We start from the raw sequence: 12,527 nt of genomic DNA, 5'->3' as shown, positions 1-12,527 counted from the left end.
GAGATAAAATATGTTTGAAATACAATTTATAGAAGTATTTGTAAGAATACTTCCTGAATCATTGCTTTTTATTTGGGCATGTTATGCTTTATCGCAAACAAAAATCAAATTAAATAGATACTTTTTATCAGTTATATTTGATACTATTATTACCTATGGAATTAATTTTTTACCTATACATCCTGGAGTAAATTTTTTGCTACAAATAGGAACATTAATAATTGCATTAGTAATTATTAATAAAATCAACATTATAAAATCAATACAGGTGAGTATCTGTGTTTATATTATAGAATTTATATGTGAATTTATTAATTTACTTCTTGTTAAGTATTTGTTTAAAGCTGATATAGACTATATATTTAGTAATTTTAAATTAAAAATGTTGTATGCACTTCCATCTCTTTTATTGTTTGTATGTTCCATTATTTTATTAAATTTTATAATAAATAAAAAAACTCCATTACATAAAAAAAGTGAACTTACTGTTACTGAAATCGTAGAGTAAGCTTGTTCTTATAAGTATAAAGAGGAAAAATAATCATGAATATAATAGTTATTGAGAAAGAATTAAGTTCAACTATTTATCAATGATAATATGATATTGGTTGTGGATTTTAAAGGTCATGCTTCGCATCCACCATGAAACCCACGACCATCTGTATTTGGCTTAAATAGCTACTTGCAGGTGGTCGTGGTTTTTTATTGTCACGGAGTAGTGCTACAATCAAATCCATAAAAATCTAAAAGTTGTAATTTAGATTTTTGTGGTTTATTAAAATATTAATGTGATATTATATAAGTATATAAAGATGATATAAATTAATAGAGAATATGTGGTGTGTTATGAAGTAAATGGATCAAGTTGAAGATCGAATTAATAATATAGTAAATGCTTATAGCAAATAGATTTGTTCAAGAAGAATTCAAAGTTAAAATGGTTGAACTTAAGAATTCAAAAAGCTCATAGTTGATATTATGTAGAGGCAATAGTCCAATGGAAGGAAGTGTTATATGTTCAGTTATAGTCAAATCAAAAGTCTTAATGATTTAGAAATTTCTGTTTATAATTATATTATGGATAATAAAGATAAGGTCCGATATATGAAAATAAGGGAATTAGCAGTTGAATCTCATGTATCAACTACAACCATATTAAATTTCTGCAAAAAAATGGGTTGTATTGGTTATTCAGAATTTAAACTAAAGTTTAAATTATTTATAGAAGAAAAAGAAATTAAAAAAGTAAGTGAAGATAATACAGAGATAATTGATTTCTTTAAGAAAACGAATACTGAAGAGTATGATAAAAAGATAGAGGAAATAGTAAAAGCTATATTAAAAACAAAGAGAACAATTTTTATAGGAAGTAGCATGTCAGGAATTATAGCAAGATATGGAGCACGATATCTATCAAGTGTTGGACAATTTAGTTTATGCATTGATGACCCGTACTACCCGACTACAGGTAAATTTTATGAAAATTCAGTTGTGATAGTATGTTCTGTGTCTGGAGAATCAAAAGATATTATAGGCCATATAAATAGATTTAAAAAAGATAATTGCTGTATTGTTAGTATTACTAACACTGAAAATTCCACTATAGCGAAAATGTCTGATTATAATATCTCCTATTATGTACCATATGTTAAAGTAGAAATATATGATATTACCACTCAAATTCCAATCATCAGTATAATAGAAAGGATTGGAAGAAAGTTACAAAATCGTCGAGAAGAATGTATACAAGATGAGTAAATAGCTATGCATGAAAAATAAAAGTATTTTACATAGAGCTTTATTAATTTGAAGTTTTTAACTCAAGTTGATAAAGCTTATTTTCTTTTTAGGCGCATGAAAGAAAATAATAGACCAAAGATGCTGCGTATATTTCGTGTCAGACAAGGAAGTAAATTCAGCTCATAGCCGAGCCTATTAGCTAAATTTACTGACGCAGTATGACGCGAAATAGACAAGCATACTGGTCTATTATTTTTTTGATTGGGCCTTATTGGCTAGTGACAAATTATTTTGATACAGTTTGATAATCTATGCAAAAAGTTCCGCCTCAAAATTAAAAAGTATGATTGACATAGAAAATATATAATTTTTTGTTTGTTAATCACAATTCTTTAAATATATGAAATGTCAAGAACACATTTCGATTTTGATTGTAAAAAAACATTTTGTTTTTTTGCAATAACAAGTTATTTAAAAACAAACAGGTTTCTTATAATGGTTTACATAGTGACAAAATTCGCGTTTTCAATTAAGATTAGTATAAATTCAATAGCTATTCGAAAATAATAAATATAAGTGAGGTAATAAAATGGCAAAGGATTATGCATTAATTGCGAAAACGATTGCGAAAAATTTAGGCGATATCTCAAATATTGAAAGTGTAACTCATTGTATGACTCGTTTAAGAGTTTGTTTAAAGGATGACGCAAAAGTAAATGTGGATGAGATTAAAAAAATTAATGGAGTAATGGGATATGTGAACCAAGGTGGACAGCATCAAGTTATTATTGGAAATAATGTATCTTATGTTTATAAGGAAGTTTTAAAATTAGGAAACTTTGGAGAGCAAAGTGACGTTGCAAAAGGAATAAAAAAAGAAAAGCTAACTATCAAAAAAGTTGGAACTAATATATTGGATGCATTAGTAAGTACAATGTCACCATTGATACCAGCAATTATTGGTGGTTCAATGGTAAAGTTAGTAGTAATGATTTTATCTATGTTAAAAGTACTACCATCAGATAGTACTACATATATCTTACTGAATGCTATGGGAGATGCAGCATTTTATTTCCTTCCAATTATGGTGGCAGTATCAGCATCTAAGAAATTTAAAACTAATACTTATTTAGCTGTTGCCATAGCAGGACTTATGGTACATCCAGAGTTTATGAAACTAATGGTAAGCGCATCAGAAGGTAAGGATGTAACTTTAGCGTTTATTCCTATTGCATCAGTTAAGTATACGTATACTGTAATACCAGCACTTTGTATGACTTGGATATTATCATATATTGAAAGATTTGTAGATAAGATAACACCAGAAGTAACTAAAAATTTCTTAAAACCAGCGATTATAGTATTGATTGCAGCACCAATAGCAATTGGATTAATAGGACCTTTCGGTATATGGATTGGTACAGCAATATCAGGTTTAGTTTATTTTGTTCACAGCAAATTAGGATGGGTATCAGTAGCAATAATGGGAGCTTTATGGCCACTACTTGTTATGACTGGTATGCATAGAGTATTTACTCCAACTATATTAACAACTATAGCAGAAACAGGAATGGAAGGAATGGTAATGCCTTCAGAAATAGGTGCGAACCTTTCATTAGGAGGAGCAGCTTTAGCTGTTGCTTTCAAAACTAAAAATAAAGAGTTAAGACAAACTGCAATTGCAGCTGCTTCTTCTGCAATCATTGCGGGAATCACAGAACCAGCACTGTATGGAGTAGCATTAAGATTTAAAAAGCCTTTAATAGCATCATTAATTTCAGGTGGTGTATGTGGTGCCGTAGCAGGGATAGCAGGACTCGCAAGTAGATCTATGGCTGCACCAGGTTTATTCACAAGTGTTCAGTTTTTTGATCCACAAAATCCATCAAGCCTTATTTGGATAATTGGAATAATGATACTGGCAGTCGTATTATCTTTCGTATTAACTCTAATACTTGGATTTGAAGATATTCCAGCAGAAGATAATATTGAAATAATGGGGGCAGATAATGAGTAAATACAGTTTTCCAGAAGAATTTCTATGGGGTGGAGCTATTGCAGCAAATCAGGCTGAAGGTGCTTATAGAGAAGATGGAAAAGGGTTAAGTACTGTAGATGTTATACCACATGGAAAAAACAGAATGAAAGTAAAATTAGGGTTAGAAGAAGATTTGACTTTGAAAGATAATGAATTTTATCCAAGTCATGAGTCAATTGATTTTTATCATCATTATAAAGAAGATATTGCTCTGATGGCTGAAATGGGATTCAAAGTTTTTAGAACTTCAATCGCATGGACAAGGATCTTCCCTAATGGAGATGATAGCAGACCTAATGAAGCGGGAATTAAATTTTATAAAGATTTATTTTTAGAATGTAAAAAATATAATATAGAGCCATTAGTAACACTATGTCACTTTGATGTTCCAATGGAACTGGTTAATAAATATGGATCATGGAAGAGCAGAAAAATGATAGGATTTTTTGAAAAGTATGCAAGATGCTGCTTTAAAGAATTTGATGGTTTGGTTAAATACTGGCTAACATTTAATGAAATAAATATATTGATACATAGTCCTTTTTCGGGAGCCGGTTTATATTTCAAGGAAGGTGAAAACAAAGATCAGGTTAAGTATCAGGCAGCGCATCATATGTTAGTAGCAAGTGCCTTAGTAACTAAAATAGCTCATGAACAAAATCCAGAAAATAAAGTTGGATGTATGCTTGCAGGAGGAGATTTTTATCCGTATTCATGTGATCCAAGAGATGTATGGATGGCTCATGCAAAGGATAGAGAAAATTTATTTTTCATAGATGTACAGGCTAGAGGTAAGTATCCATCATATTCAAAGAGGGTATTTGCAGAAAAAGAAGTTAGTATTGTAATGGAAGAAAATGATTTGGATATATTAAAAAATACAGTAGATTTTATATCTTTTAGTTATTATGCTTCTAGATGTGCATCTAAGGATATGGAAAATCAAACCGAAGCTAATGTTGTTAAATCTATAAAAAATCCTCATTTAGAAGTTAGTGAATGGGGATGGGCTATTGATCCGTTAGGACTTAGAATAACTATGAATACTCTATATGATAGATATGAAAAACCTTTATTTATAGTAGAAAATGGACTAGGTGCTAAAGATACAATAGAAGAAGATGGCTCAATAAATGATGATTATAGAATTGATTATCTTAGACAGCATATCATGGAAATGAAAGAAGCCATGGAAGATGGAGTTGAACTATTAGGATATACATCTTGGGGATGTATCGATTTAGTTTCAGCATCCACTGGAGAGATGAGTAAAAGATATGGATTTGTATATGTAGATAAACAAGATGATGGAACTGGAACTTTAGAGAGAAAAAGAAAAAAATCTTTTTCTTGGTATAAAAAAGTAATAGAAACAAACGGTGAATGTTTAATATAAAGTGAAACTTAGCTTCAGAGGGAGTTTTCTAGGTGCCCCTTGAGGGTAAATCTCCCACTGAAGGTTAGTTGAACTTATACCCTCAAGGGGTACCTCGTCTAGGGTCGTGCCACTGTTATCTCTCACTTTGATAGAAGGTGGGAGTGTTACAGTGGCTAGACATCAGATAAAAAAGTATAGTAACTTATAAATTAGAAGAAGTTGAAAAAGAGTTTGAAGAACGTAGAAAAAAATAAAAATGAGCCATGTATAAATTATCAGAGTGGTATATAAAAGAAAGATAATCATCTGATTAAAAAATAAGAGTAAAATACCAGGAGTGATAAAATGAATATATTTCAAAAATTTATAAATAAAAAGCAAGAAGAAACAATTATAGAAAAAACGGAAAATGGCTTTATTTATGCACCAATGGAAGGCGAAGTAATTCCTTTGAAAGAAATTAATGATGGTGTATTTTCAGAAGAAATGCTTGGAAAAGGATGTGCAATGAAGCCGACCGATGGAAAATTATATGCACCTTTTGATGGAGAAATTATTTTGATTACAGAAACAAAACATGCAATTGCATTGAAAAGCTGTGATGGAATAGAACTACTAATTCATATAGGAATGGATACAGTTAAAATGAATGGAAAAGGCTTTAATCCATTAGTGAAAGCTGGAGACAAAGTAAAATGTGGACAATCACTGATGACATTTTCTATATCTGATATTCAAAAGGCAGGATATGCAACTACTACAGCAATAATTGTAACAAACTCCGATGAATATAGAGATATAGAAGTACTTGCACAAGGTCATAGAAAAAAATCAGAAAAGCTTATCAAAATTTTATAAGTAAAGTTGTTAATATGTAATATATTTTGGATTAAAATAAGATAAGATTTTTTTGGTGGATTTCAAAGGTTACGCTTCGCCTCCACCATGAAACTCACGATCATTTGAATGTGGCTTAAATAGCTGCTTACAGGTGGTCGTGTTTTTTATTGTCACGGGGTAGCGCTACAATTAAACCCACAAAATACATAAATTTGAATTTCATGGGTTATTTTAATTTGAATGAAAAAGGATGAATAGTTTCATTATTACCCTTTGTGTAATCTTTCATTGCTAACTATATTTTCAGCAATTTTATGAGCTGTCTTTCCAATTTCATCTGTATTCATAGTAATAAGCTGTCCATCTCTTGATACTAACTTTCCGTTAACAATAGTCATTTTGGTAAAGCTCGAATTTCCAAGGCATACTAAGGAAACAAGTGGATCATGGCATCCTGCATACTCAACCTTGTTAAGATCAAATAGTATTATATCAGCAGCCTTTCCAACATCAAGTCTCCCAGTATCAGGCCTTCCTAAAACATCTGCACCACCTCTGGTTGCAATCTTTAGTATTTCATATGCATTGAGTCCATCAGTTCCATACTTTAAATGATTTAAAAGATACGCACGTCTAACTTCTTCCCACATGTTCGAACCATCGTTACTTGCACTTCCGTCAACCGCTATACTTATATGTCCACCTTTTCTAAAAATTTCAGAAGTTCTACAGATACCGCTATTAAGTTTCATGTTTGATGAAGGGCAGTGGGCAATACCAGATCCATTCAATCTATCTATTTCTGCATCGCTAAAGTGTATTCCATGTGCATACCAAACATCAGGGCCAACCCATTCAAGTTCTTCCATAAGCTCAAATGGTCTTCTACCATATTTTTCAATGCAAAATCTCTCTTCATCAATAGTTTCTGCAAGATGAGTATGAAGCATAACTCCTCTTTTTCTGGCTAAGTTCTTAGTTTCGAGCATTAATTCTTTGGTAACTGAAAATGGTGAGCATGGTGCAAGAGCTATTCTTGTCATTGCAAAATCATTTGTATCATGGTATTTGCTTATAAGTCTATCGCTATCCTCTAATATTTTACTTTCAGCTTGAACAACTGACATTGGAGGAAGTCCACCTTGATCTCTACCTAAAGACATAGAACCTCTTGTAGCAGTAAAGCGAATTCCAATTTCTTGTGCTGCTCTTATTTGTTCATCAATTAATGTGTCAGGCTGGTCCTTTGGAAATACGTAGTGATGGTCTGAAGTTAAGGTACATCCAGTTCTTAAAAGTTCACTAAAACCTACTAGACCTCCATAATAGACGGCCTCTGGAGTTATGTTTTTCCAAAATTCATAAAGACCAATAAGCCATGGGAAAAGTGGTTTTTCTTGAACTTCTTTTATTCCCCTAAATAGCGTTTGATACAAATGGTGGTGAGTATTTACAAACCCTGGCAAGGCCACAAGTCCAGTACAATCAATAATTTCTGTTTCAACAGGTACTTCAAGGCAAGTAGCTATTGAAGTAATTTTAGGCCCTTCAATTAATATGTCTACATTTTCAAATACCTCTTCTCTGTCATTGAATGTTATGGCATGTCTAATGTTCTTTAAAAGTAATTTCTTCATCATAAAATCCTCCTTAAAATAAAAAACCACTTTGAAATGAGTAATTTCAAAGTGGTTAACTCTACACGGTTTTGCGCAAATATAAAATTATATTTTTCCTTGGTATTATAATATCAATTATTTTGATATTTGTATAGTTTTCTTTATAATAGATAATCATATGAATTAAAAATTATTTTATAAATATTGAAGTGTTTTTTATTTTTCAATCGTTATATTAAATGTAAGGATAAAAGAAGGTGGTGGTAGATATTGAAAAAGAACAATTTGTAAGTTGCATAAAACAATATGAACGTTTAATTATCACTATTTGTCTATCCTTTACGAAAAATTACTTTGATGCTGAAGATTTGGCGCAGCAAACTTTTTTATCTGCATATGAAAACTGTGAAAAATTTGATGGTAATAATCTTAAAGCTTGGCTTACTACAATTGCTGCAAATAAGTGCAAGGATTATATTAAGAATAAAGCAAGAATAACAGTAAGTTTATCAGAGGAAGAATATGAACGTTTAGAAGATAAAGAGGATTCACCAGAGGAAACATTGGTAAAAAAGAATACCATGGAAAGGATAGAAAGTGTATGTAATAAGTTAAAAGAGCCTTATAGAACTGTAGCCATAAGCTATTTTTGCAGGGATATTAAACTTTCACATTTAGCAAAGGAAACGGGACAGAACATTAAAACTTTGGAAACGCAACTTTATAGAGCAAAAAAGCTATTAAAGGATTTATGGAAGGAGGAGTTTATGTGAATAGTATATTATTTAATAAAAATGGTCATTTAACCGAAGAGACATTAAAGTCACTTAAAGTTGGTACTTTAAAGGATGAGGAATTAATTTCAGTAGTAGGGCATATTGGTGATTGTGAAAAGTGTGCTGGTACATTTGCAGAAAGTTTTAATGATGATGAACTTGCAGAAGCTCCTTCAGGTTTTCAAGAAAAAGTACAAATTAAAATAAAAGGCAAGAAAGAAAATAATATTCAGTTTGGTTTTTACTGTGCTAAAGTTGCAATTGCAGCTGGTATAGCATTAATGATGGTTTTTTCAAATGGACTAAATTATCTGGCTAATGAAAAAACGGACTATGTGAAGCCAATAGATTTAAGTTTTGTGAACTCAATTAGCACAAATCTTAATAGTTTTTCTGAAAAAATAATAAATTTGGAGGGTTTTTATAATGATAAAGAAAAAAAGTAGATTTTTAACTTTTGTTTTTTCAATGCTTCCTGGTGCAGGGCATATGTATATGGGATTTATGAAGATAGGTGTATCTTTTATGTCAGTGTTTTTCTTTTTAATATTTCTTTCTTCTTGGCTTGATACAGGACCATTATTATATATATCGCCACTTATTTGGTTCTATTCATTTTTCGACTGTACAAATAGAATGAATTTAGATGAGGATAAGTTTTCAATTTTAGAAGATAAGTATTTGTTTTCTCTTGATAAGTTAGTAAAATTAGATAAAAATGTATTTGCAGAACGTAGACTTGCAATAGGTATGTTATTATTATTTTTTGGTGTTTATTTGCTATTCAATAATTTAATGCACTTTTTACAACCACTAATTCCAAACGAAATTTATAATATCATTTATCATTTAGTAAGACAGGCACCTCAAGTAATTATAGGCGTGGCAATAATTGCCTTTGGTATGAGGCTTATCAAGGGAAAGAAAATGGAGAATGAGGATTGATGATTAAGGGACGTAGAGTAGGTACATTAACAGCAGGAATTGTTTTAGTTGTGTTTGGAGTACTATTTTTACTTAGGTTAGTTACTAATAATATTAATATTCTTTTAATCACATCCCTATGGCCTCTTATATTGGTGAGTGTAGGAATAGAAATTATTGTAGCCTACATAATAAATAAAGAAGAAAAAATTCAATATGATTTTGGTGCAATAATATTAGTTATTATCTTGGTATTCTTTGCCATGGGCATGGGGGGAGCTGAATTTATAATTAGTCATTTACCAGAATTTAGAGGAACTATTTAATTAAATTTGGTGGATTTTAAAGGTTATATATCGAATCCACCATGGAATCCACGACCATTTGTATGTGGCTTGAATAGCTACTTACAGGTGGTCGTGTTTTTTGATTGTCACGGGTAGCTTTACCAATCATGAATTTTAATTAGATAATAATGCAACAAGTTAACAAAAAATATAATTATTATATTTTAAAATTCTGATGCTCCTGGAGTTCATGGTGTTAAGGTTATGGAGAATTTTTACAGAGTCATTATATATTGATTTTATTTTGATTTCTCCATTGTCTAGGTGACACATTATAGACTTCCTTGAAAGCTCTAGAAAAGTGAAACTGATTTGGGTATCCAGTGAGTTCTGAGATTTTCTTAATAGATATAGTATCATCCTTCAACATTTCACATGCTTTAGATAATCTGTACTTAATTAAAAATTCTTGAGGAGTAGTTTTCATAGAATTTTTAAATATTTTACCAAAATAACTTCTATCTAAGTTGCACCATTTTGCTATATCTTCAACTGAAATATTATTATTATAATTCTTTTCAATGTAATTGATAGCTTCTCTTACATAAAATTCTTGAAGGTTACTAGTACTCTTGATGTTATTAAAACTTGAGTTTTCAAGCAGAGCATAAAAGAATAAATAAAGATGACCTAAAATTGCTGAATCAGGCGCATTTGGGTTATTTAATAAAAACATCAAATTATCCTTTATAGAATTATCATCATTATATTCTTTAGGCGTAAAAATCGGATGTTTGCTTGATAGACCTATTTCTTCTAAATATCGTTGGGCTTTTAAACCTTCAAATTCTACCCAAACATAATTCCAGGGATCATCTTTATCAGCCTCATAAGTGTTAATTATGTTTGGAGTTAATAAGAAGCCTTCTCCAGCTTTTATAGTATAAATAGAAGCGTCATTTTGTATTCCATTATTAAATGAGTAGAGTCTTCCTTTTCCAGATAAAACGTAATGGAATAGAAAATGATTTTTAACTGTAGGACCAAATGAATGCAGTGGATCACAACGTTCTGAGCCAAATTGATAAAGTATAATATCCACATAATTTATATTATTAAAAATATAACTTTTAAAATCAGCCAAAATTTTATGCCTCCTTTTTGATAACGTTTAAAAAGAAAGTTTTTTATATTATAACATAAAATATATACATTTGCGTCTATAGTTGTGCAATAATTAGATAAAGTAGCAAAAGTATATATTATTAGTTTTGTTAATATATGTATTTTATTTTTTTTTAATGATATGATTTAATCATAGAAAATGAGTAAATCTTGAAAATAAGACATACATGGGTAATAGTATTTGACATATAAAAATAAAGATTAAAATTATATAGAAATTCTATATAATTTGTTTTTTTACTTACTTCTGAAAAGCTTTACCCAAATCTCATTAATCATAATTATATATATTTGCTTATAATTTATACAAATTAAATTATATGAAACATGACTTTAATATTAGTGTGGCAAAGTACATATTAAAAGTATATTTGCTTACAAAATTAAAGATGTATAAAAATTAGGAGGGAAAATTTATGAAAAAGAAAATCGTTTCTTTAATCTTAGCTAGCATGTTAGCTGTTACAGGACTTGTTGGGTGTGGAAGTTCAAATTCTGTAACAACTGGAGGACAAGACTCATCTAAGAAATCTAGTGGTGAAGATGTACACATTACTTACGGAATTTGGGACTCTAATCAAGAAAAAGGTCTTAGAAAAATGGCAGATGAATTTGAAGGGAAAAATCCAGGTATAAAAATTGATATACAAGTAACAGGTTGGAATGATTATTGGACAATGTTAGAAGCAGCAGCTACAGGGGGATCTCTTCCAGATACTTTTTGGATGCATTCAAATGAAATTTATAGATATGCATCGAATGGCATGCTTATGGATTTAACAGATAAAATTGGTAAAAGTGATGATGTGAAATTATCAAATTATCCAGAAGGTTTGGTAAAGATATATAATTTAAATAATAAACAATACGCCATTCCAAAAGATTATGATACTATAGGTCTTTGGTATAACAAAACAATGTTTGATAAAGCAGGTGTTCCATATCCAGATGAAACATGGAATTGGGACAAACTATATGAAGCAGCAAAAAAATTAACAACAGGTGATGGAAAGCAATATGGATTCCTAGCACCTTTACACAATCAAGAAGGATATTATAATTTTGTATATCAAAACGGTGGGACAATCATAACTGACGATAAAGTATCAGGATATGATAATCCTAAGACAATAGAAGCAATGAAATATTACGTGAAATTTACTAGTGAAGGATTGTCACCTAAGATTTTTGACGATGCTGCACGTGCAGAGACAATGCAAAATGGACTATGCGCAATGGGATTATTTGGATCTTGGAATTTAAGCGGATTTGCAACAAATGATTATATGACTAAAAATTTAAATGTTACAGTGTTACCATCAGCAAATGATGGTAAGAGAGCTAGTATCTTTAATGGACTTGGAAATGCAATTTCAACTAATACAAAACACCCGGAAGAATCTTGGAAATGGGTTCAATATTTAAGTTCAAAAGAAGGACAAACAAAACAAGCTGAACTTGGAGTTGCAATTTCTGCGTATAATGGTACAGCAGATGCATGGGTAAATTCAAACAAAACATTTGATATAAAATGCTTTATTGATATGGTTAAAGATGCACAAATAAGACCATATTCTAATACAACTGCAAAGTGGGAAGATAAGGCATATGAAGTATTAAAAGGTTCATTTACTGGAGAAAAGACAGTAGAAGATGCTTGTAAAGAAACGGCTAAAATGATGAATGATGCATTGAAAGAGGAAAAATAATACAATTATTAAAGATTACGGCAGCAAAAGG

Annotated in this window: 12 protein-coding genes; 10 read left to right on the top strand and 2 right to left on the bottom strand. The window is 30.4% G+C overall.

The window, feature by feature from the left end:
- The first annotated feature begins 10 nt into the window (after positions 1-10).
- The 5 genes from DIC82_18895 (at position 11) to DIC82_18875 (ending at position 6,014) form a co-directional block, all read left to right on the top strand.
- Positions 11-508, top strand: a complete 498-nt coding sequence (locus tag DIC82_18895; protein ID AWK52935.1) for a hypothetical protein — start codon at positions 11-13, stop codon at positions 506-508.
- 506 nt (positions 509-1,014) lie between these two features.
- Positions 1,015-1,758 carry a transcriptional regulator gene (locus DIC82_18890; GenBank protein ID AWK52934.1) on the top strand — a complete coding sequence of 248 codons (744 nt, stop codon included), beginning with the start codon at positions 1,015-1,017 and terminating at the stop codon, positions 1,756-1,758.
- A 571-nt stretch (positions 1,759-2,329) separates the two neighbouring features.
- Positions 2,330-3,757 carry a PTS cellobiose/arbutin/salicin transporter subunit IIBC gene (locus tag DIC82_18885; protein AWK52933.1) on the top strand — a complete coding sequence of 476 codons (1,428 nt, stop codon included), beginning with the start codon at positions 2,330-2,332 and terminating at the stop codon, positions 3,755-3,757.
- A complete protein-coding gene (locus DIC82_18880; GenBank protein ID AWK52932.1) occupies positions 3,750-5,174 on the top strand; it encodes a 6-phospho-beta-glucosidase in 1,425 nt (474 codons plus the stop codon). The genes DIC82_18885 and DIC82_18880 overlap by 8 nt, the downstream gene beginning before the upstream one ends.
- Positions 5,175-5,501: 327 nt before the next feature.
- The gene (locus DIC82_18875; GenBank protein AWK52931.1) at positions 5,502-6,014 is read left to right on the top strand and encodes a PTS glucose transporter subunit IIA; all 513 of its coding nucleotides are present in this window, start codon (positions 5,502-5,504) and stop codon (positions 6,012-6,014) included.
- Positions 6,015-6,262: 248 nt separating this feature from the next.
- On the opposite strand, the gene DIC82_18870 is transcribed toward DIC82_18875, so the two are convergent.
- Complete coding sequence (locus tag DIC82_18870) at positions 6,263-7,633, bottom strand: 8-oxoguanine deaminase (GenBank protein ID AWK52930.1); 1,371 nt, start codon at positions 7,631-7,633, stop codon at positions 6,263-6,265.
- Between the two features lie 242 nt (positions 7,634-7,875).
- On the opposite strand from DIC82_18870, the gene DIC82_18865 reads away from it, so the two are divergent.
- Genes DIC82_18865 through DIC82_18850 form a run of 4 tightly spaced genes read left to right on the top strand, consistent with a single transcriptional unit; the run spans position 7,876 to position 9,641 of the window.
- Complete coding sequence (locus tag DIC82_18865; GenBank protein AWK53136.1) at positions 7,876-8,388, top strand: sigma-70 family RNA polymerase sigma factor; 513 nt, start codon at positions 7,876-7,878, stop codon at positions 8,386-8,388.
- On the top strand, positions 8,385-8,837 hold the full coding sequence (locus tag DIC82_18860; GenBank protein ID AWK52929.1) for a hypothetical protein: 453 nt from the start codon (positions 8,385-8,387) through the stop codon (positions 8,835-8,837). Before DIC82_18865 ends, DIC82_18860 begins: the two co-directional genes overlap by 4 nt.
- On the top strand, positions 8,818-9,336 hold the full coding sequence (locus tag DIC82_18855) for a hypothetical protein (GenBank protein AWK52928.1): 519 nt from the start codon (positions 8,818-8,820) through the stop codon (positions 9,334-9,336). The genes DIC82_18860 and DIC82_18855 overlap by 20 nt, the downstream gene beginning before the upstream one ends.
- Entirely contained in the window at positions 9,336-9,641 is a 306-nt protein-coding gene (locus tag DIC82_18850) for a hypothetical protein (GenBank protein ID AWK52927.1), read from the top strand. Before DIC82_18855 ends, DIC82_18850 begins: the two co-directional genes overlap by 1 nt.
- Positions 9,642-9,888: 247 nt before the next feature.
- Here DIC82_18850 and DIC82_18845 read toward each other — a convergent pair whose 3' ends face one another.
- Entirely contained in the window at positions 9,889-10,746 is an 858-nt protein-coding gene (locus DIC82_18845; GenBank protein AWK52926.1) for an AraC family transcriptional regulator, read from the bottom strand.
- A 457-nt stretch (positions 10,747-11,203) separates the two neighbouring features.
- Between DIC82_18845 and DIC82_18840 the strand changes: the two genes are divergently transcribed.
- Positions 11,204-12,496, top strand: a complete 1,293-nt coding sequence (locus DIC82_18840) for a sugar ABC transporter substrate-binding protein (GenBank protein ID AWK52925.1) — start codon at positions 11,204-11,206, stop codon at positions 12,494-12,496.
- The last annotated feature ends 31 nt before the right edge of the window (positions 12,497-12,527 follow it).

Source organism: Clostridium beijerinckii, assembly GCA_003129525.1.
Classification (GTDB): domain Bacteria; phylum Bacillota; class Clostridia; order Clostridiales; family Clostridiaceae; genus Clostridium; species Clostridium beijerinckii_D.
Note: the sequence above shows the minus strand (reverse complement) of the source record. Positions and strands in the feature narration are given on the sequence as shown.

Excerpts from the sequence above, each read along its gene's own strand:
- DIC82_18895 (AWK52935.1), top strand. The coding sequence starts at position 11 with ATGTTTGAAATACAATTTATAGAAGTATTTGTAAGAATACTTCCTGAA.
- DIC82_18890 (AWK52934.1), top strand. The coding sequence starts at position 1,015 with ATGTTCAGTTATAGTCAAATCAAAAGTCTTAATGATTTAGAAATTTCT.
- DIC82_18885 (AWK52933.1), top strand. The coding sequence starts at position 2,330 with ATGGCAAAGGATTATGCATTAATTGCGAAAACGATTGCGAAAAATTTA.
- DIC82_18880 (AWK52932.1), top strand. The coding sequence starts at position 3,750 with ATGAGTAAATACAGTTTTCCAGAAGAATTTCTATGGGGTGGAGCTATT.
- DIC82_18875 (AWK52931.1), top strand. The coding sequence starts at position 5,502 with ATGAATATATTTCAAAAATTTATAAATAAAAAGCAAGAAGAAACAATT.
- DIC82_18870 (AWK52930.1), bottom strand. The coding sequence starts at position 7,633 with ATGAAGAAATTACTTTTAAAGAACATTAGACATGCCATAACATTCAAT.
- DIC82_18855 (AWK52928.1), top strand. The coding sequence starts at position 8,818 with ATGATAAAGAAAAAAAGTAGATTTTTAACTTTTGTTTTTTCAATGCTT.
- DIC82_18850 (AWK52927.1), top strand. The coding sequence starts at position 9,336 with ATGATTAAGGGACGTAGAGTAGGTACATTAACAGCAGGAATTGTTTTA.
- DIC82_18840 (AWK52925.1), top strand. The coding sequence starts at position 11,204 with ATGAAAAAGAAAATCGTTTCTTTAATCTTAGCTAGCATGTTAGCTGTT.